Here is a 26063-nt window from a genome sequence, read left to right as displayed (position 1 = left end):
CTCCTTGGTTCAGGGGTGAATATGGGGTTGCGGCAGGCGCGCCACCTGGCGCGTGCCGCGCTGGGCCTGCTTGGCGCGGTACATGGCTTCATCCGCCGCGCCCACCAGCGAGACGGCGTCGATGGCGTGGTCGGGGAAGACGGCCACGCCGATGGTCAGCGAGCTGACGATACTGTTGCCAGTGGGCAGTTCAATGGCTTGCGCCATGGCGGCGATGATGTTGTCGGCGATGTGCATGGCGTCGCTGCTGTTGCGCAGCGGCTTGAGCAGGATGGCGAATTCGTCGCCGCCCAGGCGCGCCACCAGGTCGCCCTCGCGCAATTGCTGCTTGATGCGCGCGGCGATCGTCACCAGCACCCGGTCGCCCGAGGCATGGCCGAAGGTGTCGTTGATGTATTTGAAGCGGTCGCTGTCGAGGAACAGCACGGCCACCTTGCCATTGCCGACCCGCGCTTCGAGGATGGCGCGTTCCAGCTCCGCTTCCATGAAGGCGCGGTTCGACAGACCCGTCAGGCTGTCGTGGTTGGCGCGGTGCGACAGCGAGGCGTTTTCCTTTTGCAGATGGCTTTGCCATGCTTCCAGTTCGTCGAGCAGGGCGTTGAAGTCGTCATTGATCTGGTTCAACTCGGCAATATTGGCTGGCGGTACGCGCAGTTCGAACGAGCGGTCGCGCCGCACGCGGTGGGCCGTTTCCGCCAAGTGGCGCAGGGGCGACGTGATTTCCGTTTCCATGCGGCGCGACAGGCGCACGGCGACGGCCAGGCTGAGCACCAGGCAGGCGAGCAGGCAGGCCAGGCCGCTGAGCAGGAAGGGCAGCAGGCTGCGGCTGTGCGGCACCAGGGTGATGTTGCCGATGGCTTGTTCATTGCGCGTGATGGGGAAAGTCAGCGAATCGGGCAGCATCCAGCCCGTCAGCGCGCGTTCGATGTAGTAGCGCGTGCCATGTTGCCCACGTTCCCAGCGGGCCAGCACCTTGCCGGCCGTGTCGCTCACCTGCGCCTGGTCAATATCTTCATTGACGCCGATCAAGGCCAGCGCTTCCCTGGCGGCCTGGGAGTCGCCAAAGACGACGGCCCCTTCCACCGTGTAGCTCATCGAGCGGGCCACCAGGCGCAGGTTCTGGTCCGAATACACGCGCAGGGCCAGCAGCGCCACGGCCGTCAGGGTCAGGCCGGCCGCCAGCACGGCGATCAGCGACACGCTCAGGTGGGCGCGCCGCAGCACGCTGTCGAGCGTGGGGCGGGGCGTGCGGGCAGGCTTGGTGCTCATGCGGGCGCTCATGGCGGCGGTCCCTTGCGACGTGCAATTTGCAAGGCGTTCGGATGCACGCGCAGGCCGCTGCGGGCGATGGCGTCGAGGTTGACGTCAAAGCCGATCTGCGCCTCGTTCAGGCGCAGGCAGAACATGGTGCCCACGGTGCACGACGTGCCGGGTTCGGCGACCGATAAAATCGGCTTGCCGATGAGCTGCGCCAGCAAGTGCTCGCGTTCGCCCTCGGGCAGGCTGCCCAGGTAGACGACGTCGCATTCGCTGGCCGCGCTTGCCAGCGCCGGGATTTTCACGCGGATGCGCTGGCCCAGGCTGGAGGCGGGCGTGTCGACGATGGCCGCGCCGTAACGGGGCGCACCGACCATGCAGACGCGCACTTCCTGGCGCGCCACGGGCCAGCGCACATAGCTGACGATGCCAAACAGGACCTGGGCCACCTCGGCGGGACGCCTGGCGTCGGCCGCCGCGCCCGCTTGCGCCCATGCCGCGCACGGCGCCAGCGCGGTGCCGGCGAGCAGCGAAGCCAGCAGCACGACAGCAAACAGGGCTGGCGGCGCGGAGCGCTGCCGGTGGCGGGGGGAAGAGGGCACGGCGTCGGTGTCTTTATTCGGGTCGGGTGGCTACTTATACTGTTACTCAGCAACACAGACTCTACGGAAGTCCCGGTTGAAAGTAAATCACGGCGCTACGCCATACAACCTTGCATTATAAACACGAATGTGAAAACTTGCATTCTTTGCCATGAGAATTACTTGTCAACACTGCCGTGGCACGCCAGAGTGTTGCTATTCTTCCAGTGTCGCTTCCAGCAAGTCGATTTCGCGCAGCAGGCGCAAATGGATGGTGTCGTCCAGTTCGCCCGAAATGCGGCGGCGGAACAGTTCATCGCGCTCCGCATTCAGCGCTTCCAGGCGCAGCGCGCGCTCGGCCTTGGCCAGTTCCTGCAAGCGCATCGCCTCGTCGTTGCTGCTTTCGCCATACGCGAGGCGGCGCCGGTAGGCTTCGATCAGGCGGTTGGCCGCTTCCGTGACGACTTGCTGCTTGTCATTCTTGTCGATGCCTTCGCACACTTTTTCCAGCCGCGCGATGGCCGCTTCGGCGGCTGCGGCGCGGGCATTGCGCTCTTCCGTCGAACGGCGCGCGGGCGGCGCGAACACCAGGCCCTTGGTCAGCAGGGGCAGGGTGACGCTGGCCAGCAGCAGCGACAGCAGGATCACGCCCATGGCCAGGAAGATGACGAGGTCGCGCGCCGGGAAACGATTGCCATCGGGCAAGAACAGGGGCAGGGTCAGGATGCCGGCCAGGGTCAGCGCGCCGCGCACGCCCGCGAACGACGCCACCAGCAGCAGGCGCAGGCTGGGGCGCGCCAGCAGCGCCGCATCCTTCGGTTCGCCCGCGATTTTCTTGTGGTGCTTGAACAGGGTCAGTTTCATGGAAATGAAGACCCAGAGGAAGCGCATGAAGGTCAGCCCCACCGTGATGGCGATGACGAACAGGGGCAGCTTCCAGGCGCTGCCGGCGCCGATTTCGGCGGAGGCGGCCGGCAAGCCGGCGACGGTGGCGGGCAGCTGCGCGCCCAGCATGACGAAGATCACGCCATTCAAGACCAGTTGCACGGTATCCCACACGGCCTTGCGCTGGGTGCGCGTGGCGGCCAGCGGGCGGCCGATCAGGTCGGCGTAATGCATGGACACGCCCGCCGTGGCGGCGGCCAGGATGCCGGAACCGTGGATTTGCTCGGCGCCCAGGTAGGCGGCGAACGGGATCAGTATGCTGATGAGGATTTGCAGGCCCGGTTCTTCGCCCACCTTGCTCACCAGCCATTTATTCGCCAGGCCCACGCCCCACGAGATGGCCAGGCCGATGACGATGCCGCCGCCCGCTTCCTGCAGGAAACTCAGCGAGGCGGCGCCGATGGAAAAGCCGCCCGTCATCATGGCGCCCACGGCAAACGTGAAGCAGACGAGGCCCGAAGCGTCGTTGAGCAAGGATTCGCCTTCGAGGATGTGCATCAGGCGCGGCGGGATCGGGTTGCCGGCGGCGATCGCCGAGACGGCCACGGGGTCCGTCGGCGACAGGATGGCGCCCAGCGCGAAGGCGACGGCCAGCGGCACGCTGGGGATCAGCCAGTCGATGAAAAAGCCCATGCCCAGCACGGTAAACAGCACCAGGCCGATGGCCAGCATCAGGATCGAGCGCGCGTCGGAAAAGAAGGCGCCCTTGGGGATGCGCCAGCCGTCGAGAAACAGCAGCGGCGGGATGAAGAGCAGGAAGAAAATGTCGGGGTCGAGCGGCACTTGCACGCCAAACAAGGCCAATCCCGTGCCGCCGGCGATCTGGATCAGGGGCAGCGGCAGCCTGACCCAGCGCGAGCGGGCGAGAAAGCCGCACAGGACGACGGTCAGGACGAGGATGAGGATGATGGTAACGGTATGCATGAAGGAGCGGCGGCGTGCTGAAACGCTGATTATAAGGCGCAGCCCGCCTGCGGCGTTGCCTGCGTGTCATTGCGTACATACAACAAGTCACAATCGCGGTAAGATTATCACTGTGGCCCTGTTGCCGCCGCCGTTGGCCGGCGGCCCGTGCGCCTTGCTTACACCCTGGCCTTTACTTTTCACTGGTTCCTGTTTTGCTCAAGAAAATCTTCACCGGCCTGTTGTTGTCGCTGGCATTGCTCATCGTGGCGGCCCTGGCCGCGTATCTGTATTACTGGCGCCCCGCGCTGGCGCCCATCGATCCGCCTGCCGCCACGGCATTTTCCCCGCAAGTGGTGGAGCGGGGCCGCATCCTGGCGGGCATGGGCAATTGCGCCGCCTGCCATACGGCCAGGGACGGCACCGATTACGCGGGCGGCCACGGCCTGGCCACGCCGTTCGGCACGATCTATGCGACGAATATCACGCCCGACCGGCAAACGGGCATCGGCCGCTGGTCGCTGGCCGCCTTCCAGCGGGCCATGCGTGAAGGCGTGGGCCGCGATGGCGCCCATTTGTATCCCGTCTTTCCGTACACCCATTTCAACCTCGTCTCGGAGGCTGACCTGACGGCCTTGTACGCGTATTTCATGACGCGCCCGCCCGTGTATGCGGTGGCGCCCGCCAATACCGTGCCGTTTCCCCTGAACTTGCGGCCGCTACAGGCGGGATGGAAGTTGCTGTTTTTCAAGCCAGCGCCTTTTCAGCTTGATCCTGCGCAAGGACTGGACTGGAACCGGGGCCGTTACCTGGCCGAAGGCCTGGCCCATTGCGCCGCCTGCCACACGCCGCGCAATGCGCTGGGCGCCGAACTGGCCGGTTCGTCCTACCTGGGCGCGGCCATCGACCACTGGTATGCGCCGGCCTTGACCAGCGCCAACACGGCCCCCTTGCCATGGACGCAGGACGAGCTGTACGCCTTCCTGCGCACGGGCGCGACGGCCCTGCACGGCGTGGCGGCAGGGCCCATGTCGGCCGTCGTGCACGAAGGCATGGGCGCCTCGCCCGATAGCGATATCCGCGCGCTGTCCGTATATTTTGCCGGCGTGGCCGGCGCTGAACAACGCCAGGTCGATACGGATGCCGTGGTCAAGGCCGGCATCGCCCGCTCGCAGAGGGTCAGCCTGGTCGACAACGACCGTGGCGCCAGCCTGTATGTGGCCGCCTGCGCGTCGTGCCACTCGAACAGCGATGGCCGGCCCGTGGCCCTGCGCCCGGAACTGAGCCTGAACAGCGCCGTCAGCGCGCCCGACCCCGCCAACCTGATCCAGGTGATATTGCACGGCATCAGCAAGGATGCGGCCATGCCCGGCGTACTGATGCCCGGCTTTGCCGCCTCGCTGACGGACAATGACGTGGCCCAGCTGGCCGCCTATCTGCGCCGCAGCCGCAGCCACCAGCCGGCCTGGACGAACCTGGAAGCGGCCGTGGCGCGCACGCGCGCCGGCAAGTAACTCTTGAAAGTTTCTTATGTATAACATTACCGTGAATGGCCAGCCCTTCGGCACCGAGACCGACGCCGAGACGCCCCTGCTGTGGGTGCTGCGCGATGAAGTCAACTTGAAGGGTACGAAGTTTGGCTGCGGCATCGGCATGTGCGGCGCCTGCACCGTGCACGTGGATGGCCGCGCCATGCGCTCGTGCATCACGCCGATTGCCGCCGTGGCCGGCTGTGCCATCACCACCATCGAAGGCCTCTCGCCCGATGGCACGCATCCTTTGCAGCGGGCGTGGCTGGCCACGCAGGCGCCCCAGTGCGGCTATTGCCAGTCGGGCCAGATCATGCAGGCGGCCACCTTGTTGAAAGATTATCCGCAACCGACGGATGCGAATATCGATGCCGTCATGAGCGGCAACCTGTGTCGCTGCATGGCGTATGTGCGCATCCGCAAGGCCATCAAGCTGGCGGCCGGCATGCAGGAGGCGCCCGGTGTTTAAGTTGCCGAAAGAAAATTCTGCTGCCCGTCCCAGCTCGTTGGGCCGGCGCGGTTTCCTGATCGCCGCCGCCGGCACGGGGTTTACTTTGGCCTTCCTGCGCGCCGACAGCTCCCTGGCCGACAGCAAGGTGGCACGCGTGCCGCCCGCCAAGCCGGCCGCGCCCGTGTTCGACCCCAGTATCTGGTTCCAGATCGGCCGCGATGGCATGATCACTGTCAATATCTCCAAGGCGGAAATGGGCCAGCATATCGGTACGGCCCTGGCGCGCATCGTTGCCGAAGAGCTGGAAGCGGACTGGAGCAAGATACGCCTGCATTACGTGGACACGGACCCGAAATGGGGTTTGATGGTGACGGGCGGCAGCTGGTCCGTCTGGCAGAATTTCGACCCGCTCAGCCGTGCTGGCGCAGCCGGGCGCCTGGCGCTGGTCGAGGAGGGCGCGCGCCTGCTGCGCGTGCCCGTGTCCGCCTGCCACGCCAGGCTGGGCGTCGTGCACGGCCGGGGACGGTCGATCAGCTATGGCGACATCGTGCGCCGTGGCAAGCTGGCGCGCCAGTACACGCCGGAGCAATTGAAAGCCATCGTGCTGAAAACGCCGCAGCAGCGCAGCCTGATCGGCCAGCACGTGCAGGCGCTGGACATTCCCGCGAAAATCAATGGCGCGGCCGTGTATGGCATCGATGCGCACGTCGAGGGCATGCTGTATGCGCGCCCGAAGATTCCGCCCACGCGCTACGGCGCGAAAGTGGTGTCCATCGACGATACGGCCGCGAAAAAGGTCAAGGGCTATCTGCGTTCGTTCGCCTTGCAAGACCCCAGCGGCACGGTGCCCGGCTGGGTCATGGTGGTGGCCGACACGTATGCGGCCGCCATGCGCGCGGCTGACCTGGTGCAGGTGAAATGGCGGGCCGGCGCGGCGGCCCACGTGGCGGAGCAGGATATCCTCAACTACGCCACCAAACAGCTGGCCGATGCCAGCCTGGGCGCGCGCGTGGTCGATGATGATGGCGTGGAGCAAGCGTTCAAGGATGCCAGCCTGCAACTGGAGCGCCACTACACGACCAGCACCGTGCTGCATTTCCAGCTGGAACCCGTGAATGCCCTGGCGCAGGAAATCGACGGCGTCTGGCACATTCATGCGGGCAACCAGTGGCAATCGTTGATCCTGCCCGTGCTGGCGCAGGCGCTGAAGGTGCCGGAGAGCAAGGTCATGCTGCACACCTATCTGCTGGGCGGCGGTTTCGGGCGGCGTTTGAATGGCGATTATTGCGTGCCGGCCGCCCTGGCGGCGCAAGCCGTGGGGCGCCCCGTCAAGATGATTTGCACGCGGGCCGACGATGCCCGCTTCGATTCGCCCCGTTCGCCGTCCGTGCAGCATGTGCGCATGGCGTTCGACGATGCGGGTAAGGTGTCGGCAATGGTGCACGAGGCCAGCGCCGGCTGGCCCACGCAAGCCATGATCCCCGCCTTCCTGGCCAAGGATAAGCAGGGCCATCCGTATGACCCGTTCGCCATCGCCGGCGCCGACCACTGGTATGCGGTGGGCGCGCAGCGCGTGCGGGCCGTGTCGAACGACCTGGCCAACAGCAGTTTCCGTCCCGGCTGGCTGCGCTCCGTGGGCCCCGGCTGGACGAATTGGGCTGTGGAAAGTTTCATGGACGAGGCGGCGCAGGCGGCCAAGGTCGATCCGCTGGCGTTCCGCCTGTCCTTGCTGCAGGCGTCGGGCCGCAATGGGGGCAGCGCGCCGAACGCCGTCGGCGGCGCCGCGCGCCTGGCCCACGTGCTGCAGCGCGTGGCGGACAAGGCGGGCTGGGGCAAGGCCATGCCGCCCGACACGGGCCTGGGCATCGCCGCCACGTTCGGCCAGGAACGCGACATGCCCACCTGGACGGCGTGCGTCGCCCGGGTCAAGGTGGACCGCAGCACTTGCATGGTGAAAGTCGAAAAATTGTTCATGGTGATCGATGCGGGCAGCATCGTCGACCCCGATGGCGCGCTGGCGCAGGCGGAAGGGGGCGCCCTGTGGGGCGTGAGCATGGCCTTGCATGAAGGCACGGCTTTCCTGAACGGCGAAGTGAAGGATACCAACCTGAATACCTACACGCCCCTGCGCATGGCCGACGTGCCCGAGCTCGACATCGAATTCGTTGCCAGCACGCATACGGCGACGGGCATGGGCGAACCGCCCACGACGGCCGTGGCGCCGGCTATCGGTAACGCCATCTTCGCCGCCGTGGCGTCGCGCGTGCGGCATTTGCCGATCCGCCCGGAAGCCGTGCTGAAGGGGCTGGACCGGCACGGCGCCGTATAGTCCTGCCTTGCCGGTGACGATGCGCGAACGGCTGCGCAGGAATGGCCGCGGGCTGCTACACTGAAGTTGGCCGCCCGGGGCACGCAGGCTGTCCCCGGCCCGGCAAGATCAGCGTAAAATCAGCGTACAGCTTGACTTCAGCTTTAGCTTGATCCCAGTTCGATTGCGGAGGCAACCATGCAAGAACAATTTGTCAGCATTACGGCCGATGAACTTCAAATGGATGGCGTGCTTGAAATGCCCGAACGGCCGGTGGGCATCGTCCTGTTTGCCCACGGTGCAGGCGCCGACAGCGACTACCTGGGCGCTTCCAGTCACGCCACTTCCCAGGATTTTTTGCGGGCGGGCATCGCCACCCTGCGCTTCGACCAGGGCGGCGTCGAGCCTGGCGGCGGCAGCAATGGCCACGCGTATTTCGTGCGCAGCGATATCGTGCTGCTGGCGCGCCAGCTGGAAAAAGCCCTGGGCTGGCTGCAGCTCGACCCGTCCACGCGGCGCTTGCCCTGCGGCCTGTATGGCTATGGCACCAGCGCGGCCGTCGTGATGCAGCTGGCGGCCTGGCGCAGCGCGGAAATCGCCGCGCTGGCCGTGTGCGATGGCCAGGTGGAAATGGCCGGCAAGGCGGCGCTGGAAAACGTGCGCGTGCCGTCCCTGCTGATCGTGGGCGGGCGCGACCCCGACGTGGCTGGCCTGAACCGCATGGCGTTCGCCACCTTGCGCTGCGACAAACAATTGGAACAGATCGCCGCCCCTGGCGGCCCCGACACGCGCCACCAGGCCGCCTTGCTGGCGACGGACTGGTACACGCGCCATTTCAACGGGCATACCAGCACGGCGCAGTAGCACAGCGGCTCAGGCGGCGCGCAAGTTCTTCGCATGGAAGCGCAGGTGCTCTTCCATGAAGCTGGCGATGAAGTAATAGCCATGGTCGTAGCCGGCATGGCGGCGCAGCTGCAGGGGCTGGCCAGCGTCGCGGCATGCCGCTTCGAAGACGTCGGGGAACAGTTGCTCGGGCAGGAACTTGTCGGCCAGGCCCTGGTCGATCAAGATGCCTTCGGGGAACAGCGGCGGCTGGCCCTGCAGGCCGCGCATCAGCGCGCTGGCGTCGTATTGCTGCCAGCTGGCCTCGTCGCTGCCCAGGTAGCCCGTGAACGCTTTCTTGCCCCACGGACATTGGCTCGGTGCGGCGATGGGGGCGAAGGCGGAAACGGAGCGGAACAGTGCCGGATTGCGCAAGGCCAGCACCAGCGCGCCATGGCCGCCCATCGAGTGGCCGAAAATGCCCGTGCGCTGCGCGTCGATCGCCAGTTCCTGCTCCAGCAAGGCACGCAATTCCAGGATGTAGCTGTACATGCGGTAGTGGCTGCTCCACGGCGCCTCGGTGGCGTCCACGTAAAAGCCGGCGCCCACGCCGAAATCCCAGGAGTCGCTCTCGCCCGCGATGTTCGCGCCGCGGGGGCTGGTGTCGGGGGTGATCAGGATCAAGCCTTCTTCCGCGGCCACGCGCTGCGCGCCGCCCTTGATCATGAACGTTTCTTCCGTGCAAGTCAGACCCGCCAGGTAAAACAGGGCGGGGCGCTTGGTGCTGACTGCGGCGCCTGGCGCCATGTCGGGAATGAAGGCCGAGAAACGCATGGGCAAGCCGATGGCTTGCGCGTCGTGGCGATAAAAGCGTTGTACGCCGCCAAAACAGGCGTGTTCACTCAACAGTTCCAGCATGAATTCTCCTCGTTAATCTCACAGTATAGCCAGAGTGGGGGAGCGCTGTCATGGGCGGGCGCCGGAGGCGCGTCACCACTTGCAGCCGCTGTCGCCCGTCGCGCCTTTCAGCAGGAAGGGCAGCTTGGCCAGGCCGGTGAATTCCACATTGCCCAGCCGTGGCTTGTAATCGTTGTCGCACCTGGGCCGCGCGGCGCTGGTGATGGCTTGCGCCGTCTTGTTGCTGGTTGTCAATGCTGGCCCGGCGAGGGATGGCCCCTCCTGGCGCGCCGCTTCCCTGGCCTGGCGTTTCAAGGCGTCAAGATCGAGCGCAGCGGGCGGCGGCAATGCTGCGGCGTCGGCAGTGGGCGCGGGCATTGCTGGTGGCGCTGGCGTGATGGCCACGGCATGCCGGGGTCGCGCCTGGCTTTTTGAGACGGCTGGCGGCAGGGGGCGCGCGGGCCGCGCTACGGGGGCCAAAAACAGCATTTGCATGCTGCGCTGCGGCAGCAAAGGGGGGACCGGCAGCTTGTTTGAACGCAGTACTTGCCATAGCAGCACATGCAGCAGCACGGCGATGCCGGCACCGGCCAGCATGCGTGCCGATTCCCGTGGCGGCGGCAGGGACCGCATCAATCCAGCATGGCCGCGATGAGCGGCAGGGTATCTTGCGCCGGCGCTTCCGTCTTGAAGGCCAGCAAATGGTCGGCGCGCGTCTTGCCCAGGTTGATGGCGGCCACGGGCTTGCCCGTTTCGGCTGCCATGCGGCACAGGCGAAAGCTGGAATACACCATGACGGACGAGCCCACCACTAGCAGGGCGCCAGCTTCCATCATTTTGCGCTCGGCTTCGGCCGCACAGGCGGCGGGTACGCCATCGCCGAAAAACACCACGTCCGGCTGCAGGGTGCTGCCGCAGCGGGGACAGACGGGCAGGTGGAAGGTGGCCAGCTGCGACGGCTCCAGCAAGGCGTCGCCGTCAGGCGCCGGCGTGGCCGTGGCGCCCAGCAGCTGCGGATTGTCGTGTTCGAGCTGATCCTGGATCAGGCGGCGCGTGTGGCGGGTATGGCAATCGAGGCAGACCACGCCATGTATGCTGCCGTGCAACTCCGTGACGGCGGTACTGCCCGCTTGCTGATGCAGTCCATCCACGTTTTGCGTGACCAGGCCGCCTATTCTCCCGCGCCGGGCCAGTTGCGCGATGGCCAGGTGACCGGGATTCGGCGTAGCGCGCGCCAGGGTTGGCCAGCCCACCATGCTGCGCGCCCAGTAGCGGCGGCGCACGGCTTCCTGGCGGCGAAAATCGGGGCCTTGCACTGGCGCATTGCCACGCCGCACGCCTTGCGTGTCGCGGTAATCGGGTATGCCGGACGCCGTGCTGATGCCGGCGCCCGTCAGCAGCAGCACGTCGGGATGGCGCCGCAGGAACTGCGCCAGTTGCTCGAGGGCAAGATCGTCGCTGGCGGACCGCAGGCTGGCTGAGGAAAAATTTTGCATGATGCGCCATGCTAACCGAAAAGCATGGCGCCGTTGCAGGAGGGATGTTTATTCCAGCTTCATGCCGAAGCGCTGCAGCCGCGGCTGCCAATGCTCCTGGATATTGGCCGACACGAGGATGCGCTCGGCCTTGCCGATCAGCAACGCGCGCGGCACGAAGCCGAAGTAGCGCGAATCGGCGCTGTTGTCGCGGTTATCGCCCAGCATGAGGAAATGGTCGGTTGGCACCGTCACGGGGGCAAAGCTGCGCGCTGCGCCCGCGATTTGCGGCAAGACCTGGATGCGGTGCTGCTCGGTCTGGTTGCGTTCGCGGATGCGTTGCGCCGTCAGCTGGCCCACGTGGGCGATGGTTTCAGGGGCCGTGTCGAGCGCCGTGTACTGGGCGGGCTGGCCATTGATGACCAGCTGCTCATCGCGCATTTCCACCGTGTCGCCGGGCAGGGCGACGATGCGCTTGATCAGGCGCGTGCCGTCTTTCGGCGAAGAAAAGGTGACGATGTCACCCCGCTGCGGTTCGCCCAGGCGCTGCAGCACGATATCGGTGAGCGGCACTTTCAGGTTGAAGGCGAGGCGGTTGACGAAGACCACGTCGCCTTCGAGCAGGTTGGGGCGCATGGACGCCGACGGGATGGGATTCCAGTCCGCCACGGCCGTGCGGAACACGCCGAACAGCAGGAGGAACATCAAAAAACCTTTGTTGGCGCGCATCCATGTGCTCATGTCGGCTCTTTCGCTGGGCAGTGCCCGTGAGGGTGAAGGGAAACGCCATTGCTGCTGACGCCATATCACGATGCACGGCAAGGCTGAAGCCAGTCTTAAATCAACGCAGGCGCGACCGATGGCGTGAGTATTGTTGCGTGCACGCATCACCCTGTCTCAGGGATGCCGGCACGGCGCATGCGCATCGTCGTCGCCGTTGCGCCGGCGCTTGCCATGCATCTCGTCCCACAGTTCGCCGAGCGCCACCAGCAAGCCGCCGGCCACGAAGGGGATCGCCACCAGCCAGGGAATACTGTCGAGCCATGGACCCAGCAGGATGGCCGAGGCCACGGCGATGACGATGGCGCTGTACCAGAAGCGGCGCGGATGCCGGAGCGTGAACAGGTAGTGAAGGTCGTTCATAAATCCTCCTTGGTGAGCAGGCGGAACAGCCGGGCGGCCAGAATGCTGCTGACGGCAATGACGATGCAGCCATCCAGGAAAAACAGCACCTTGCCTACCAGGTGCATGCCCTGCACGAGGTAGACGGGCAATTCCTGCGCTTCCGCCCACTGCGTCATGCGTGCCAGCACGATGGCGGCGGCAAAGATGGCGACGGCCAATGCCAGCACCAGCAGCACATGTTCGAACAGGCATAGCCGCACTTTCATGTTGGACTTTGCAAGATAGATAAGATTCCCGAACCTTGACGTTATCAGTCCATTATCACGGTGCCTTGCGCTGCCACAAAGTCGCGGCCGATAGCCTGAAAACGGCGTTGAGCCCGCAAAATACGGCTATTTGAACGCCTTGATGACGGCGTCCAGCTTGACCTTCAGCGACTTGTCGTGCGCGTGGATGGCCGGCACTTCCCGCTGCACGTCCAGCAGCTGGTAGACGGCCGTCTGCGCCGCGCGCACCGAGTATTCCACGGTGAAGACGACATCGTCGGCGATTTCCACGAACTGGCTGACGAAGGCCAGGTTGACGGAGCTGGCCGGCACGGGCAGGGGACGGTCGCTCTTCGCGCGGGGCATGAACATGCTGGTGATGTACGGCATGCGGCAGGGAATGCAGTTCGCCGTGGCCATGAGCTCGAGGTCGAAGTTCAGGTGGCCGCACAGCTCGCGCAGGATATCCTCGCCGCTGCAGTCGGACATGGGCTTGGCGACGAAGTTGCCGATGCGGTCAGGGTGCAGCGCATAGCCCCAGAATACTTGCACGCCTGCGGGCTGGCCGGCGAAATGGGGCTGGTGCGCCAGCACGATGGACATGAGCCAGTTGCTGTCCTTGAAGGTGACGAGGCCGCCTGTGCCCGCGCTGTTGCCCGTGAAGCGTTCCATCCTGTCAAAGAAGGCGCCGTCCTTCAGGGTGACCGTGTACGAGGCCCAGTACGATTCGGCGATGCTGCTGTTGAAAGCGGCGGGACGGCCCAGTTGCGGGCGTCCCTCGGCCAGCTTTTCCCACAGGCGCCAGCCTTGGCTGTCGTGCTTCGTGCGCCTGGCGGGCGGGCGGTGCATGCTGCCATAGCTGGACGCATCCGTCATCGAGGCATTCTGGAAAAACACCAGGTCGTCCGCGGCGACGGGGACCACGTCGGCCAGGCCGCGGCGCTGGCAGGCAATGGCGGTGGCGCTCAGGCGGCCATCGGATTCTTGCACCTCGATATCGGTCACCGTGCAATCCATGATGAGGTTCACGCCTTGCGCCTGCAGCCAGGCGACCAGCGGGCGCACCAGCGAATCGTACTGGTTGTAGACGGTGCGCTTGACGCCGGCCAGGGTTTCGATGCGCGAAAACTCCAGCATGAAGCGGTGCAGGTAGCGCTTGAACTCGACGGCGCTGTGCCAGGGCTGGAAGGCGAACGTGGTGGCCCACATGGTCCAGAACCGGGTGTCGAAGAATGCGGGCGAGAGCCAGTCCGTGATGGCGCCGCTGCCCAGCGTGTCTTCGTCCGCTTCCGTCAGCTTCAGCAATTCCAGCCTGTCCTGCATGGAAAAGCCCATGCTGCTGACGTCGACCTTGAAACGGTTGCGGTCGACCAGGCGCGCGCGCGAGTGGGGAAGGTGCAGTTCGTTGAAGGCGACGGTTTCGTCGTAGACGCTCTGGCCCGCATGCTCGAGCGAGGGGATGCTCTTGAACAAGTCCCAGGTGCACTCGTAATTGTCGGTGGTCAGCATGCGCCCGCCGCGCAGGGTATAGCCATCTTCGGCATTGCCGCCGCCGTCGAGGCTGCCCCCGGTCACGGGCGACGCTTCGAAAATGGTGATGTTGCTGCCTTGCATGCCGCCGTCGCGTATCATGAAGGCGGCCGCGGCCAGCGAGCCGATGCCGCCGCCGACGAGGTAGGCTTTCTTGTCTGTATTGCGCATGTTGTTCCCTGAGTGTGAGTGCATCCGCGTGTGCGAAAGGCTGGCAAGCGACATGGCCGACGTCGCGCCACATTTGCCTATTTTACAACATCAGGTAAGGGCCGCCTGTTTTAGAGAGCAGTTGCTCGGTTTTTCAGGCGCCCGCGTGTTCCTTGCGCCGTTCAAAGTACAGCAAGTCCGACCAGGCATCCTGGAAGCGCATGGCTTTTTCCGAACGGCCATACTGGTGAAAGCCGTTGCGCTGCATGACGGCGACCGAGCCCAGGTTTTGCGGCCGCGCCGTCGCTTCCACGCGCCACAGGTCCAGCGTGCCGAAAGCCTCTTCCAGCAGCAGGGCCACCACGCGCGTGGCGTAGCCGCGTCCGCCGAACCGTTCGCCGATGCGGTAGCCGAGCGTCGCCTTGTTGAAATAGGGGCGCGTGACGGCCGTCAAGTTGACCCGGCCGATGATTTGCCCGTCCAGCTTGGCCAGATACTGGTAGGCGAGATCCTGCTGGCGTTCGCGCTGCGCCTGCTCGATGGCGGCGGCGATGGCTTCCTGGTGGTAATAGGATGGCGCGCGCGCCGTGACCCAGCTTTCAAAGTACGCGCGGTTTTCCAGTTCGAAGGCCAGCAAGGCGGAAAGGTCGGCGCTGGAGGGGGCGAACAACTGAAGGAGGTCGAGGTCTGGCATGGGATCGTGTGGGAATGCGATGCGCCATTATAATCAGCTCGCGCATCTCGCCGCACATGCATGAATTCATGAAGGAGCAGCATGCTGTCCCATATCTGTCTCGGCACCAACGACTTTTCCCGCGCTTACGCGTTCTACACTGCCCTGCTGGGAGAGCTGGGCTTGATCGAAAAATTCCATGACCGGGACAAGCCCTGGGCGGGCTGGATGGCGCAGGATGCGCCGCGGCCCTTGTTCGTGCTGACGGCGCCGCACGACGGCTTGCCGGCGGCTCCCGGCAATGGCCAGATGACGGCCTTGCTGGCGGCCAGCCGCGCGCAGGTGGACCGCTGCCACCGGGCCGCGCTGGCGCTGGGCGCCGTGTGCGAAGGGCCGCCCGGCCTGCGGCCCCATTACCACGCCCATTACTATGGCGCCTACTTCCGCGACCTCGATGGTAACAAGCTGTGCGTGTGCTGCCACGCCGGGGAATAATTCCGGCCGCTAGTAAACCATCAGATGAAGCTTCTACATTCGTCAAACAAAAGCATACTTCGTCCTCAAATACATTTCCTCATTAGAAAAGTTAGACTTGGTTTGGTCATCAAACTACAGCTAATTTGCATTTGAAAAATTATTGTTTGGGATGATGAATTTTAAAAATAAGAAGATTTTGCATCTGCGATAAGCAGCCTCCGGAATCCGAGTTTCTTATCCATTGGTTTTTTGAGGTCGAGAATATTGTCGCGGTTAATTGATGCATTTAAAAAGCAAGAATTGTTCGGAAGCGGAATTTACCTGGCACTGGCTCGTTATATAATTCAAGGATATTCGGTTGTGCAAAGTCAGTGTTGTGGTGACGCCAATCAATTTTATTATTGACGACTAATAAAAGGTGAGGAGGAACCGTATGGCACGTATTAATCTCAACGTACCGTTTTCTGAGAAAGACGAAGCCAAGCAACTTGGAGCTCGATGGGATGCTACCCTGAAGGTTTGGTTTGTGCCTGACGGTGTGGACTCCAGTGCTTTTGGTCGTTGGCTGCCGACGGTACCGGACGTTAATATTCGATCACAGCGTTATGGTATCGCTCAAACAGAGACAGTTTGCTGGAAGTGCGACGAGTTGACGCGAGTATATGGATTTGTTTTGCCACCAGGGCATCAGACGGTAGAACAGGACGAGGACGGTGTCGATGAATGGTATGAGCACGATAGTTCGGCGATGGCTCTTTACGTTACTGATCTTCCACCTACCGTTATCGCTCGTCTTAAACTGATAACACGTCACTATTACGTGGACTTCAGCAAAACTACCAACAGCTCATATTGGATGAACCACTGTGAAAACTGCGGTATGAAACACGGCGATTTCGCGATATATTGTGAGCCTGGGGGCGCTTTCTTTCCGATGGACGAGTATGCCAATTCAAAGATTTCACTTCAATCTGTGCATGAGCCATTTTGCTGTAATGGAGATGCTGCGTATGGCGGACTATTCGAAGACAACTGACGATTCGTGGCTGGTATCCGCGCTAAAGTAGGTCATATTTCGCTGCAACTCAACAGTGAAGTTTCCCGCGACAATGGTATCGAGGATTGCATACGTAGAGCATTGTTCAATACTTGTAGTCGGTATTCCGATCAACAACTTGCTGCTCTAGCACTATCGTTAGCTGCGATTTCTCTTATTTCAATTGCATCTAAGAAGTTTTCTCATGTTTGCATTCAGCGTGGCCCCCACACGTCGTCTTCCGTCCAGCCCAGTTCCAGGAAGTCCTGCGCCCGCTCTCCCGCTTCGCCGGCGCAATAGAATTCGTCGAGCTGGGGCGGCGCGATGCGCGTGCCGGCCAGCATGGCGTGCACTTGCCCCCGGTGGTGGATCTGGTGCTGGAACAAGTGCGCGAGCATGCGCTGGCGCGTATCGACTTGCGGCGTGTCGCGCAGGATCGTCACGGGCCGCGCCAGGTCGGCGTCGCACAGGCTGCGGCAGTGGGCGATCAGGCGCGCGTCGGATGCATGCTGGGCCGCCTGCAGCGTGGCGCAGTCGGCAAATGGCTCGTCCTGTTCAAAGAAGGCATAGCAGTCGGCATGCGGCGCCTCGCCGCGCAGCTCGCGCTCCAGCGCGTCGAGATAAAACCAGTCGCATGTGAGGATGTGATTCAGGGTGAACTGGATGGTGGGGAAAAAACTGACGCGCGTCGCCTGGAATTCGGCCAGATTTAGCTCGCCGCAGGCTTTCAGCAGGCGGTGGTTGCTCCAGGCGTTGTTGTACGCCTGGGTGGTGACGTAGCGGGCCAGCATATTGCTCATGATTTACCTTGCAAGGAGGGGAAACTGCGAGAGCGCCACTGTAGCACTTTGCGGCAGGTGGACCAAGGCGGCCACGCCCATCGCACCGGCACGGCTGTCATCAAGTAAAATCGCGCAGCGGATGTCGCGATAGTGATGCATATAGGGCTGGAAAAGCAAAATGGGTTGGATAGGAAAATTACTGAACGGCGGCGAAAAAAGCAAGCTTGCGCCAGTCACGGCAGCGGCGGCGCCCGAGATGACACGGCAGCCAGCCACCATCACCGAAATCGATGCCATCTACTACCGCTGGCTGGCGGCCGCGGGTTCGGCGCAGGCGACAGCGCAGGCTGAACAGCAGATTCTGGACGAATTGACGCGCCTGGCCAGTGAACCGATCGCTGGCGCGGCGCTGGTGCCGCGCATTCCCGCCATCATTCCGCAGTTGATGCGTACCTTGCAAAATGAAAACATGAGCGCGGCCGAGCTGTCGCGCCAGCTGGCCCAGGACGTGCCGCTGGTCGCCGAGGTCTACCGCGAAGCGAACCGGCCCCGCTACCATTCGCGCTACAACGCCAGCCCGTCGATCAACAATATGGAAGGCGCCATCATGCTGCTCGGGCAAAACGGCATGCGCATGCTGCTCGCCCGCGTCGCCTTCCGCCCCATCGTCAGCATGCAGAGTGGCGGGTTGACCATACGCACGGCGCCGCTGATCTGGCGCCAGTCCGAGAAATGTGCGCTGGCGGCCAACCTGGTCGCGCCCGCAATGCAGGCCAACGCCTTCGACGCCTATCTGGCGGGGCTGATGGCCAATGTGGGCCTGGTGGTGGCGTTCCGCCTGATCGACCAGATGCACGCGCCCGATGCCTTCCCGCAATCGGACGCTTTCATTGCCCAGGTGTTTGCGCAAGCGCGCATCTTGTCGGTACGGATCGCCGAATTATGGGAGTTTCCCGAGTCCGTGACCCGCGCGATCGGGCAGGCCGGCACCGATGACCACGCCGATCCGCAGGCGCAAGCGCTGGCGCTGGGCGATCGCTTGAGCAAGCTGCGCATGCTGGTCGATACTGGCCGCTTTCCTGCCGATGATCCCTTCGTGATGACCGGGCTGAGCAAGGCCGAGCTGCAGGTGTTTGACAAGCTGGCCGACGACGACGACGACGACGACGACGAGGACGACGAGTGACGGCCGCAGGCCGGTCGAACTGCACCCCGGCCCGGTAGCAGATTCTTGCGGTCAGGGCCGCGATTGCGTGGTAATCTGGCAACTAAATGAGTGGCCAATGTACCACTCCATCCTGTCGTATGCCCATGCTGCCGAGGAGGTTCCTTGCTTCCATTTCGCCTTTCCATGCTTGCCGCCGCGTGTTTGGTAACAGCGGCGCAGCCCTGCGCCGCCGCGCCGGACACACTGCCCGTCAAACCGGCCTTCGCAGCGTCCGCCTGTGCGGTGCCGGTGCTGCCCGGCGAAAAGATAGAGTGCGGCGTGCTGACCGTCCCCGAGCATCGGGGCAAGGCCGACAGCCGCGCCATCGCCTTGCCGGTCATGATTTTCCGTAGCGGCGCGGCCACGCCCGCCGCCGATCCCGTCGTGTATCTCCCGGGCGGGCCGGGCTTGAGCAGCATCGACGGGCGCAGCAGCGGCAAAGGCAATCCCTTCCTGCTGGAACGCGACCAGATATTGCTGGAAGGACGCGGCAACAAGCATGCGGAGCCTTCGCTCGCCTGTCCTGAGCTGAACGCGCTGCGGGCGGCGGAGGCCACGTCGGCCGCGCAGACCGAAGCCGTTGTGCGCTGCCGCGCCGGGCTGGTGGCGGCCGGCATCGACCTCGATGGCTACACCTCGGCGGAATCGGCGGACGACCTCGACGATCTGCGCCGCCTGCTCGGCATCGCGCAGTGGAACCTGATCGGCTACTCCTACGGCACCCGCCTGGCGCAGACGGTGCTGGCGCGCCATCCCGAGGGCGTGCGCAGCGTGGTGCTCGACTCCGTGCTGCCGGTTGACATCAACTATGACGAAATGGCCGCCGCGCCGCTGCGGCGCGCCATCGACCTGGTCCTCGACGGCTGCGCGACGGAACCTGCGTGCGACGTGCGCTATCCGGACTTGCGCGGACGCTTGGACGCGCTGCTTGCGCGCGCGGACCGCGACGGCATCGCGGCGCCCGGGCGCGTGCTGCGCCGGCGCGATATCGTCAATGCCCTGGCCGAGGGCTTGCAGCAGCCCGCGCTGATCCCCGCCTTGCCTCGCCTGATCAGCGAAGCGGGGCAGGGACGCCCGCAAGGCTTGCTGCCATTGCTGCGCAGCAAGCCTTCCAGTTTCAACTGGGGACTGCGCCTGTCGATCTGGTGCGGCGAGGAGATGCCGTTCGAGCAGCCCGACCGCATGGCTGCGCAAGTGGCGCCGGCCCTGGGGCTGGGCGGCGTGGATAACCGCACGGCGACGCCCGGGATGTGCGGCGCCTGGCGCGTTGCAGCGGCTGCGGCGCAGGCAAACGATGCCGTGAAAAGCGACGTGCCGGTACTGATCCTGGCCGGCGAATTCGATCCCGTGACGCCGCCAGCCTGGGGCCGGCGCCTGCTGCGCAGCATGCCCAACGCGCGCTTCGTGCAGATACCGGGCCAGGCGCATGGCGCCATGTTCAACCGCTGTGGCGGACAGCTGACGCTGGCCTTCCTGCGCGACCCGCGCGCGCCCCTGAACCTCGACTGCGTGGCGAAGATGCCGGGGCTGGTGTTTTCCGGCGACTAGCGCGCAAAGTAGAGCGCATGCAGGTGCTCGAGGTCGACCTCTGAGGCCGCCTGCGACAGCGCCACCTTGCCGCTTTGCATCAGGTAGACGTGGTCGGCCACGCCCACGGCGCGCGCCGTGTTCTGCTCCACTAAAATGATGGTGCGCTTGCCATCGTTCAGGCGCGCCAGGATCTCGAACAGTTCGTTGACCACCAGCGGGGCCAGTCCCAGCGACGGCTCGTCGATGATCAGCAGCGACGGGTCCGACATCAGGCCCCGCGCCATCGCCAGCATCTGCGCCTCGCCGCCGGACAGGGACCCTGCCAGCTGCCTGCGGCGCTCGTGCAGGCGCGGGAACATGGCGTAGGCTTCCGCCAGGCGCGCAGGCATGTGGCTGCGGTGCTCCTTCGGAAAGGCGCCCATGATCAGGTTTTCTTCCACGCTCATGTCGCGGAACGTCATGCGCCCCTCGGGTATCATCGTGACCCTCGCGTCGCTCATCTTCCACGTCGGCGTGCCGTTGATGGGCGTGCCATCGAGCGCGATGCTGCCCGCGCCCACGGGCAGCAAGCCCATGATGGCGCGCAGCAGGGTGGTCTTGCCGGCCCCGTTCGGGCCGATGATGGTGGTCAGCTTGCCCTTCTGGATGGACAGCGACACATCCCACAGCACATTGATGGCGCCATAGCCGGCGCGCAGATTCTCTATGTTAAGCATGCGCGGCTCCCGTATAGCTTTCGATGACAGCCGGGTCGCGGAAGACCGCATCGGGCGTGCCGTCGGCGATCAGCTGGCCGAAATTGAGCACGGCCACGCGCTGGCACAGATTGCTGATGGTTTCGATATCGTGCTCGATCATGACGATGCCCACGCCAAAGGCGGCATGCAAATCCTTCAGCATGCCCATGAAACGGCGCTTGCCATTCGTTTCCAGTCCCGCCAGCACTTCGTCGAGCAGCAGCAGTTTCGGGTTCGTCGCCAGCGCCTTGGCCACTTCCAGCGCCTTCAATTCCGTCAGCGCCAGTTCGCTGGCCGCGTCGCGCTGCGCCTTGTCCGCGAGGCTCGTGAAGTCGAGGATTTCATCGATCTTGCGCATGTCCACTTTGCCGGTGCCGAAGCGCTGCGCCACGACGAGGTTTTCGCGCACCGTCAATTCATGCATGGGCTGCGGAATCTGGAAGGTGCGGCCCAGCCCCAGGCGCGCGCGCTGGTACATGGGCGTGGCCATGATGTCGCGCCCCTCGAAGCTGATGCCGCCGCTGGTGGGGCGCACCAGGCCGGAAATGGCGTTGAACAGGGTGGTCTTGCCGGCGCCGTTCGCGCCCACCAGGCCGATCACGTCGTGGCTGCCCACCTTCAGGGTGACGGAATCGACGGCCGTCAGGCCGCCGAAGCGCACGGACACATTATCGAGTTCAAGCATGTGCTTTTTCCTTCGCATTGACGAGTTTGCGCAGCAGCGGCAGCAAGCCGTTCGGACTGAAGACGATCATCGCCACCAGCAGCATGCCCAGCACCAGCTGGTGGCCCGTGGGGATCAGCGATTTGAAAATCAGCTGGTCGACCAGGTAGACCACCACGGCGCCCAGCACGGGGCCGAGTATCGTGCGGTAGCCGCCGAAGATGGCCGCCACGATGGGCAAGGTCACCCACAGGCTGTTGAAGGCGTAATCCGGTTCCAGGAAATTGATGTAGTGGGCGTTGAAGGCGCCGAACAGGCCCGCCATGAAGGCCGATACGAGCAGCATGGCGCCTTTCAGCAGGGTGCTGTTGACGCCGACGACGCGCGTGGCGTCTTCGCTGTCGTGCATGGCGCGCAGGGCGATGCCGTAGTGGCTGGCGCGGATGCGGCTGTAGGCAAACGCGCACGCCACCACCAGGGTCAGTACCACCAGGTAGGCGCCTGTCTTGCTGGCCAGGTCGAAGCCGAAGACGGTAGGCAAGGCCGGGATATTGTTGATGCCGCCGGCGCCGCCCGTCACGGAACTCCATTCCGTGGCCAGGATGCGGAAGATGTGGGCGTAGGCGAGGATGGCCAGCGCAAAATACGGCCCGCGCAGGCGCAGCACGGGCAGCATGATGACGGCGGCGACGGCCGCGCCCGCGCCACCGAGCAGCATGGCGGCAAACACGGGCAGGCCCAGTTTTACGGTGGCCAGCGCGGAGACATACGCGCCTACGCCGAAGAAGGCTGCGTGGCCGAAGCTGACCATGCCGCCCAGGTTGCCCAGCAGGGCCCAGGACATGGCTACGCCGCCGATGATCAGGGCCGCCACCACCATGCTCATCACATACTGGTTGGCGCCCAGGGCCAGCGGCACGGCGACATAGGCGGCCAGCAGCAGGCCCGTCATGGATATCAGTGTCGAGCGCTTCATCCGCGCCTCCGTTGTGCGCCGAACAAGCCGTTCGGCATGATGAACAGCACCAGCAGGAACAGCACCATGCCGGACAATTCCTGCAGCGCGGAGCTGGCCAGGGTGACGGTCAGCGCTTCGGCCACGCCCAGCAGCACGGCGGCGAGCAGCACGCCGGGGATGGAGCCGATGCCGGCCAATACCGTGATGATGAAGGCTTTCACCGTCAGCGCGCCGCCGTAGGCCGGCTGGATCACGCCATAGCTGAACAGGGCGACGCCCGCGAAGGCGGCCAGGATGCCGGCGACCAGGAAGGACACCAGTTCCGTGCGGCCCGGGTCGATGCCCATCAGCTTGGCCGCGTCGCGGTTGCTGGAGACGGCGCGCACGGCGCGGCCATACCAGCTGGTGGACAGCCAGCGCCACAGCGCCGCCATCAGCACCAGGCTGACGCCAAAGAAAATCACTTCGCTGCGCATGCTGAAAAACGGGCCGATTTCAAACCCTTCCTGCAGCCAGCTCGACGACGTCGAGCGGATGTCGGCCTTCCACACGAGCAGGATGAAATTGGTGAGGATGACGCCGATGCCGTAGGTGAGGATCAGCGAATTGATTTCGCGGTCTTTCTTGATGCGGCTGACGATCAGGTAGACGCCCACGGACGTCAGGCTGACGATCACCAGCGCGATGGGAATGGCGAACATGGGACCGAGGCCCAGGCCCGATTCGACGCTGTAGGCGATGTAGGCGGCCAGCAGCACCAGTTCGCCGTGCGCCAGGTTGATCACTTTCATGGTGCCGAAGACCAGCGCCAGTCCTAGTGCGATCAGGGCGTAGGAGCCGCCCTGCAGCAAGCCCGAATACAGGGCTTGCAAGATTAATTCTGTCATGTCGTCATCCCGTCAGGCAGCCCAAGGGCATCGCGAAGATGCGCCTGGGCTGCCGTTCATCGGTGCGCGCCCGGGCGGACGCGCGCGTGCGCAGCGGGAGGCTGCCTACCAGGGCAGGGCTGGATAGGCCAGCTTGCCCGTCGCGTGTTCCTTCGGCCAGACGATCACCACTTTCTTGTCCTGGTGCTGCGCCATGCGGTGCACGAAGTTCTGGTTGTCGCCGTTGGCGGCGAACTGCACCCGGCCGATCAGGGTTTCGCGGTCCGTCTTGCGCATTTCCTCGGCCACGCCGCCTTTCTTGATGGTGCCCTTGTCGGCCGCGCGCGCGATCGCTTCGAACAGCAGCATCGACTGCACATAGCCGAACTGGCCCAGGTAGTCCGGTTCCTTCTTGTACAGCTGCTTGTAGGCGTCGCTGAACGCCTTGCCGTCGGCCGTCTTGAATTCGGTAGGGAAGGGCAGCAGGGCTGTGCCGAAGACGTTCGGCATCAGGTCGGGGAAGTCGGCCGCCATTTTTGGCGTGGCCAGCGACCACACGCCCACCATGGCCTTGATCTTCGGCTTCAGGACGCGGGCGGCGCGGATGATGCCCACATAGTCGTTTTCATAGCCGACCATGGCCACCACTTCCGATTTGTCCTGCAGCTTGATCTTGTTGATGATGGGCTTGAAGTCCGTAATCGCCGGGTCGAACGAGTGCGTCGTCACTTTCACGCCCTTGGCTGCCAGGGCTTTTTCCACGTCCTTCGCCAGGCCCGTGGTGGCATCCTTGGTCGAATACACGATGGAGACGGACTTGGCGCCCACGTCGGCAAGCAGTCCCAGCATGGCTTTTTCGTAGCCGGCCGTGTTATTGATGCGGAAAAAATTCTTGCGCCCGCTGGACACCAGGCTGTCGTCCACGCCGCCCGAGGTGATGTAGACGAGGCCCAGTTTGTTCGCCGTGTCCGAGGCGGGCGAGATATTGTTCGAGCCATAGCCGCCCGTGATGGCCACCACGCCCTGGCTGGCCAGCTTTTCCACGGCGGCGATGGCCTTGGCGGGCGCCGATTCGTCGTCGACGGTGATGATCTTGATGGTGTGCTTGCCGTTGGTCTTGTTGAAGACTTCGGCCGCGACCATGATGCCTTCCTGCATGCCGGCGCCGACACGCGCCAGGTTGCCCGTCAGCGGGATTTCCGCGCCGACCAGGAATTCGTCGGCGCTGGCCTGCGTCATCCAGGCGCTGGCAACCAGTGCTGCCATGGCGATGCGTGTGTAGGTGCGTTTCATCGTGTCTCCTCCGGTGATGTGGCTTGGTTTTATTGTCGGTTCTGGTATTACATGGTCAACTTATCGTGCATTCTGCGCCATTTGCCGCAGCTGCCCCTTTAAAATCTTGCCCGTGGCGGCGGCCGGCAGCGCGTCCATGACGATGATGGCGGACGGGCATTTGTACGGCGACAGGGTCTGCGCCAGCCAGGCCTGCAATTGTGCCACGCTGGCGGGCTGGCGCGGGTCCAGCTCCACGTAGGCGATGACGTCCTCGTTGCCATCGGCCACGGTGCGGCCCACCACGGCCGACTGCACCACGGACGGGTGGGCGTTCAGGGCCGTTTCCACTTCCAGCGGATACACATTGAAGCCGGAACGGATGATCAGCTCCTTGGTGCGGCCCACGATGAAGAGGGCGCCGTCGGGATCCTGGCGCGCCATGTCGCCCGTATTGAGCCAGCCGCCATCGCGCATGGTGGCCGCCGTCATGGCCGGTTCGCGGTAATAGCCGGCCATGATGTTCGGCCCGCGTATCCACAGTTCGCCCGGCTCACCCGGCGCCACGTCAAGGCCGTCGACGCTCACTACGCGCACTTCCACGCCGGGAATCGGCGTGCCGACGGAATCGTCGCGGCGCGGCGTTTCCAGGCGCGTCTGGCTGATGGTGGGCGCGCTTTCCGTCATGCCGTAGCCATTGTGCAGCGCGGTACCCAGCAGCTTTTCCACCTCGTGCTTGAGCGACGGCGCCAGCGGCGAGCCGCCTGCATACGCGAAGCGCAGCTTCGTCGGCAGCGGGGTATCGGCGCCGCCCAGGGTTTGCAACAGTTTCGCGTACATGGCGGGCACGCCCTGCACGATGGTCAAGCCGTCGTCCTTCAGGGCCGAGAGCAGGCCATCGACGGAAAAGCGCGGCACCAGGTACAGGGCGGCGCCCGCATACAGGGTGCCGAGGGCCACCGAGGCCAGGCCATATACGTGCGAAATCGGCAGCACGCCGTAGGCGCGGTCGGTGCTGCTCAATCCCCGCAATGTGCTGGACACGGCGGCGATGAAGAGCAGGTTGCGGTGCGTGAGCATCACGCCTTTCGACTGCCCCGTCGTGCCCGTCGTGTAGATCAGCGCGGCCACCTGTTCGTTGCCGGGGACCGTGTCTTCGACGATAGTTGCCTCGTTCAAGTCGCCGACCAGCAGCTCGCCCATGCCGTCGACCGTGGCGCTGGCCGCGCCCAGACGTGCAGCATGCGCGGCAGCTTCCGGCGAGGCGCCGGCCAGGAACAGCACGCGCCGCGCGGAACTGTGCGTGGCGATGGTATCGATTTCGCGCGCCGACAGCCGCGCGTTGACGTTGACGATCCACGCGTCGATGCTGGCGCAAGCGAAGATCAGCGCCACCTGCAGCGCGCTGTTCTCGCCCACCACCATCAGGCGGTCGCCGGCGCGCACGTCCAGCTGGCGCAGCAGCTGCGCGGCGCTTTCCACACTGTGCTGCAGCTGCGCATAGGTCCAGCTGCGGCCAGCTTCATGCAGCGCGGGCGCGTCCGGCGCGCGCGCCGCCCAGTGGGCCGGGATGGCCGACAGGCGCGCCGGCAAGCCGGCCAGCAGGGTGGGAATGTCCATGG

Annotated in this window: 27 protein-coding genes; 8 read left to right on the top strand and 19 right to left on the bottom strand. The window is 64.5% G+C overall.

Annotated features, from left to right (window positions below; translation table 11 throughout):
* Positions 1–9: 9 nt before the first annotated feature.
* From O3300_RS13630 to O3300_RS13620, 3 genes are all read right to left on the bottom strand, one after another.
* Positions 10–1269 carry a diguanylate cyclase domain-containing protein gene (locus tag O3300_RS13630; protein ID WP_289898997.1) on the bottom strand — a complete coding sequence of 420 codons (1260 nt, stop codon included), beginning with the start codon at positions 1267–1269 and terminating at the stop codon, positions 10–12.
* Between the two features lie 8 nt (positions 1270–1277).
* A complete protein-coding gene (locus tag O3300_RS13625; RefSeq protein ID WP_289898996.1) occupies positions 1278–1859 on the bottom strand; it encodes a YfiR family protein in 582 nt (193 codons plus the stop codon).
* Positions 1860–2054: 195 nt separating this feature from the next.
* Positions 2055–3707 (bottom strand): Na+/H+ antiporter, encoded by a 1653-nt coding sequence (locus tag O3300_RS13620; RefSeq protein ID WP_077402630.1) that lies wholly within the window; start codon positions 3705–3707, stop codon positions 2055–2057.
* Positions 3708–3901: 194 nt separating this feature from the next.
* On the opposite strand from O3300_RS13620, the gene O3300_RS13615 reads away from it, so the two are divergent.
* The 4 genes from O3300_RS13615 (at position 3902) to O3300_RS13600 (ending at position 8838) form a co-directional block, all read left to right on the top strand.
* Positions 3902–5200, top strand: coding sequence for a cytochrome c (locus O3300_RS13615; RefSeq protein WP_305053243.1), 1299 nt, complete (start codon positions 3902–3904; stop codon positions 5198–5200).
* A 16-nt stretch (positions 5201–5216) separates the two neighbouring features.
* Positions 5217–5684, top strand: coding sequence for a (2Fe-2S)-binding protein (locus O3300_RS13610; protein ID WP_034782880.1), 468 nt, complete (start codon positions 5217–5219; stop codon positions 5682–5684).
* Complete coding sequence (locus tag O3300_RS13605; protein ID WP_305053242.1) at positions 5677–7995, top strand: xanthine dehydrogenase family protein molybdopterin-binding subunit; 2319 nt, start codon at positions 5677–5679, stop codon at positions 7993–7995. Before O3300_RS13610 ends, O3300_RS13605 begins: the two co-directional genes overlap by 8 nt.
* 177 nt (positions 7996–8172) lie before the next feature.
* On the top strand, positions 8173–8838 hold the full coding sequence (locus tag O3300_RS13600; RefSeq protein ID WP_077402643.1) for a dienelactone hydrolase family protein: 666 nt from the start codon (positions 8173–8175) through the stop codon (positions 8836–8838).
* A gap of 9 nt (positions 8839–8847) precedes the next feature.
* Here O3300_RS13600 and fghA read toward each other — a convergent pair whose 3' ends face one another.
* The 8 genes from fghA to O3300_RS13560 form a co-directional block, all read right to left on the bottom strand.
* Entirely contained in the window at positions 8848–9714 is an 867-nt protein-coding gene (fghA, locus tag O3300_RS13595) for an S-formylglutathione hydrolase (RefSeq protein WP_305053241.1), read from the bottom strand.
* Positions 9715–9786: 72 nt separating this feature from the next.
* Positions 9787–10326, bottom strand: coding sequence for a hypothetical protein (locus tag O3300_RS13590; protein WP_305053240.1), 540 nt, complete (start codon positions 10324–10326; stop codon positions 9787–9789).
* Positions 10326–11189, bottom strand: a complete 864-nt coding sequence (locus O3300_RS13585; RefSeq protein WP_305053239.1) for an NAD-dependent protein deacetylase — start codon at positions 11187–11189, stop codon at positions 10326–10328. The genes O3300_RS13590 and O3300_RS13585 overlap by 1 nt, the downstream gene beginning before the upstream one ends.
* 48 nt (positions 11190–11237) lie before the next feature.
* On the bottom strand, positions 11238–11909 hold the full coding sequence (gene lepB, locus O3300_RS13580) for a signal peptidase I (RefSeq protein ID WP_305053238.1): 672 nt from the start codon (positions 11907–11909) through the stop codon (positions 11238–11240).
* Between the two features lie 156 nt (positions 11910–12065).
* Positions 12066–12311 carry a hypothetical protein gene (locus tag O3300_RS13575; RefSeq protein WP_305053237.1) on the bottom strand — a complete coding sequence of 82 codons (246 nt, stop codon included), beginning with the start codon at positions 12309–12311 and terminating at the stop codon, positions 12066–12068.
* A complete protein-coding gene (locus O3300_RS13570; protein WP_305053236.1) occupies positions 12308–12559 on the bottom strand; it encodes a hypothetical protein in 252 nt (83 codons plus the stop codon). Before O3300_RS13570 ends, O3300_RS13575 begins: the two co-directional genes overlap by 4 nt.
* Positions 12560–12685: 126 nt before the next feature.
* Positions 12686–14284, bottom strand: a complete 1599-nt coding sequence (locus O3300_RS13565) for an oleate hydratase (RefSeq protein WP_305053235.1) — start codon at positions 14282–14284, stop codon at positions 12686–12688.
* Positions 14285–14393: 109 nt separating this feature from the next.
* Entirely contained in the window at positions 14394–14933 is a 540-nt protein-coding gene (locus O3300_RS13560) for a GNAT family N-acetyltransferase (protein ID WP_305053234.1), read from the bottom strand.
* Between the two features lie 81 nt (positions 14934–15014).
* Between O3300_RS13560 and O3300_RS13555 the strand changes: the two genes are divergently transcribed.
* Together O3300_RS13555 and O3300_RS13550 are read left to right on the top strand one after the other, a co-directional pair.
* On the top strand, positions 15015–15407 hold the full coding sequence (locus O3300_RS13555) for a VOC family protein (protein WP_305053233.1): 393 nt from the start codon (positions 15015–15017) through the stop codon (positions 15405–15407).
* Between the two features lie 415 nt (positions 15408–15822).
* On the top strand, positions 15823–16425 hold the full coding sequence (locus tag O3300_RS13550; RefSeq protein ID WP_305053232.1) for a DUF5710 domain-containing protein: 603 nt from the start codon (positions 15823–15825) through the stop codon (positions 16423–16425).
* A 215-nt stretch (positions 16426–16640) separates the two neighbouring features.
* On the opposite strand, the gene O3300_RS13545 is transcribed toward O3300_RS13550, so the two are convergent.
* Both O3300_RS13545 and O3300_RS13540 read right to left on the bottom strand, forming a co-directional pair.
* Positions 16641–17225, bottom strand: coding sequence for a DinB family protein (locus tag O3300_RS13545; protein ID WP_305053231.1), 585 nt, complete (start codon positions 17223–17225; stop codon positions 16641–16643).
* Positions 17226–17228: 3 nt separating this feature from the next.
* The gene (locus O3300_RS13540) at positions 17229–17429 is read right to left on the bottom strand and encodes a hypothetical protein (protein ID WP_305053230.1); all 201 of its coding nucleotides are present in this window, start codon (positions 17427–17429) and stop codon (positions 17229–17231) included.
* Positions 17430–17463: 34 nt separating this feature from the next.
* On the opposite strand from O3300_RS13540, the gene O3300_RS13535 reads away from it, so the two are divergent.
* Entirely contained in the window at positions 17464–18393 is a 930-nt protein-coding gene (locus O3300_RS13535) for an HDOD domain-containing protein (RefSeq protein ID WP_305053229.1), read from the top strand.
* 144 nt (positions 18394–18537) lie between these two features.
* Positions 18538–19962 (top strand): alpha/beta hydrolase, encoded by a 1425-nt coding sequence (locus O3300_RS13530; protein WP_305053228.1) that lies wholly within the window; start codon positions 18538–18540, stop codon positions 19960–19962.
* On the opposite strand, the gene O3300_RS13525 is transcribed toward O3300_RS13530, so the two are convergent.
* The 6 genes from O3300_RS13525 to O3300_RS13500 form a co-directional block, all read right to left on the bottom strand.
* Positions 19959–20660: an ABC transporter ATP-binding protein gene (locus O3300_RS13525; RefSeq protein WP_289898982.1), complete on the bottom strand. Its 702-nt coding sequence runs from the start codon at positions 20658–20660 to the stop codon at positions 19959–19961. The two genes, O3300_RS13530 and O3300_RS13525, sit on opposite strands and share 4 nt — an antisense overlap.
* A complete protein-coding gene (locus O3300_RS13520) occupies positions 20653–21366 on the bottom strand; it encodes an ABC transporter ATP-binding protein (protein WP_289898981.1) in 714 nt (237 codons plus the stop codon). Before O3300_RS13520 ends, O3300_RS13525 begins: the two co-directional genes overlap by 8 nt.
* On the bottom strand, positions 21359–22321 hold the full coding sequence (locus O3300_RS13515) for a branched-chain amino acid ABC transporter permease (protein WP_305053227.1): 963 nt from the start codon (positions 22319–22321) through the stop codon (positions 21359–21361). Before O3300_RS13515 ends, O3300_RS13520 begins: the two co-directional genes overlap by 8 nt.
* Positions 22318–23190, bottom strand: coding sequence for a branched-chain amino acid ABC transporter permease (locus O3300_RS13510; RefSeq protein ID WP_035817692.1), 873 nt, complete (start codon positions 23188–23190; stop codon positions 22318–22320). Before O3300_RS13510 ends, O3300_RS13515 begins: the two co-directional genes overlap by 4 nt.
* 105 nt (positions 23191–23295) lie before the next feature.
* Positions 23296–24462: an ABC transporter substrate-binding protein gene (locus O3300_RS13505; protein ID WP_305053226.1), complete on the bottom strand. Its 1167-nt coding sequence runs from the start codon at positions 24460–24462 to the stop codon at positions 23296–23298.
* A gap of 60 nt (positions 24463–24522) precedes the next feature.
* Entirely contained in the window at positions 24523–26061 is a 1539-nt protein-coding gene (locus O3300_RS13500; protein ID WP_305053225.1) for a class I adenylate-forming enzyme family protein, read from the bottom strand.
* Positions 26062–26063 lie beyond the last annotated feature (2 nt).

The sequence above is a fragment of the Janthinobacterium sp. SUN206 genome (assembly GCF_030587305.1).
GTDB classification, from domain to species: domain Bacteria; phylum Pseudomonadota; class Gammaproteobacteria; order Burkholderiales; family Burkholderiaceae_D; genus Janthinobacterium; species Janthinobacterium kumbetense.
The sequence above is the reverse complement of the archived record's forward strand: the minus strand, read 5'-3'. Positions and strand labels throughout refer to the sequence as shown.

Coding starts and splice junctions, on each gene's coding strand:
- O3300_RS13565 (WP_305053235.1), bottom strand. CDS start 14,284: ATGCACTCACACTCAGGGAACAACATGCGCAATACAGACAAGAAAGCC.
- O3300_RS13555 (WP_305053233.1), top strand. CDS start 15,015: ATGCTGTCCCATATCTGTCTCGGCACCAACGACTTTTCCCGCGCTTAC.
- O3300_RS13560 (WP_305053234.1), bottom strand. CDS start 14,933: ATGCCAGACCTCGACCTCCTTCAGTTGTTCGCCCCCTCCAGCGCCGAC.
- O3300_RS13525 (WP_289898982.1), bottom strand. CDS start 20,660: ATGCTTAACATAGAGAATCTGCGCGCCGGCTATGGCGCCATCAATGTG.
- O3300_RS13550 (WP_305053232.1), top strand. CDS start 15,823: ATGGCACGTATTAATCTCAACGTACCGTTTTCTGAGAAAGACGAAGCC.
- O3300_RS13575 (WP_305053237.1), bottom strand. CDS start 12,311: ATGAACGACCTTCACTACCTGTTCACGCTCCGGCATCCGCGCCGCTTC.
- O3300_RS13610 (WP_034782880.1), top strand. CDS start 5,217: ATGTATAACATTACCGTGAATGGCCAGCCCTTCGGCACCGAGACCGAC.
- O3300_RS13585 (WP_305053239.1), bottom strand. CDS start 11,189: ATGCAAAATTTTTCCTCAGCCAGCCTGCGGTCCGCCAGCGACGATCTT.
- O3300_RS13620 (WP_077402630.1), bottom strand. CDS start 3,707: ATGCATACCGTTACCATCATCCTCATCCTCGTCCTGACCGTCGTCCTG.
- O3300_RS13545 (WP_305053231.1), bottom strand. CDS start 17,225: ATGAGCAATATGCTGGCCCGCTACGTCACCACCCAGGCGTACAACAAC.
- O3300_RS13600 (WP_077402643.1), top strand. CDS start 8,173: ATGCAAGAACAATTTGTCAGCATTACGGCCGATGAACTTCAAATGGAT.
- O3300_RS13510 (WP_035817692.1), bottom strand. CDS start 23,190: ATGACAGAATTAATCTTGCAAGCCCTGTATTCGGGCTTGCTGCAGGGC.
- O3300_RS13535 (WP_305053229.1), top strand. CDS start 17,464: ATGACACGGCAGCCAGCCACCATCACCGAAATCGATGCCATCTACTAC.
- O3300_RS13570 (WP_305053236.1), bottom strand. CDS start 12,559: ATGAAAGTGCGGCTATGCCTGTTCGAACATGTGCTGCTGGTGCTGGCA.
- O3300_RS13500 (WP_305053225.1), bottom strand. CDS start 26,061: ATGGACATTCCCACCCTGCTGGCCGGCTTGCCGGCGCGCCTGTCGGCC.
- lepB (WP_305053238.1), bottom strand. CDS start 11,909: ATGAGCACATGGATGCGCGCCAACAAAGGTTTTTTGATGTTCCTCCTG.
- O3300_RS13515 (WP_305053227.1), bottom strand. CDS start 22,321: ATGAAGCGCTCGACACTGATATCCATGACGGGCCTGCTGCTGGCCGCC.
- O3300_RS13590 (WP_305053240.1), bottom strand. CDS start 10,326: ATGCGGTCCCTGCCGCCGCCACGGGAATCGGCACGCATGCTGGCCGGT.
- O3300_RS13520 (WP_289898981.1), bottom strand. CDS start 21,366: ATGCTTGAACTCGATAATGTGTCCGTGCGCTTCGGCGGCCTGACGGCC.
- fghA (WP_305053241.1), bottom strand. CDS start 9,714: ATGCTGGAACTGTTGAGTGAACACGCCTGTTTTGGCGGCGTACAACGC.
- O3300_RS13630 (WP_289898997.1), bottom strand. CDS start 1,269: ATGAGCACCAAGCCTGCCCGCACGCCCCGCCCCACGCTCGACAGCGTG.
- O3300_RS13505 (WP_305053226.1), bottom strand. CDS start 24,462: ATGAAACGCACCTACACACGCATCGCCATGGCAGCACTGGTTGCCAGC.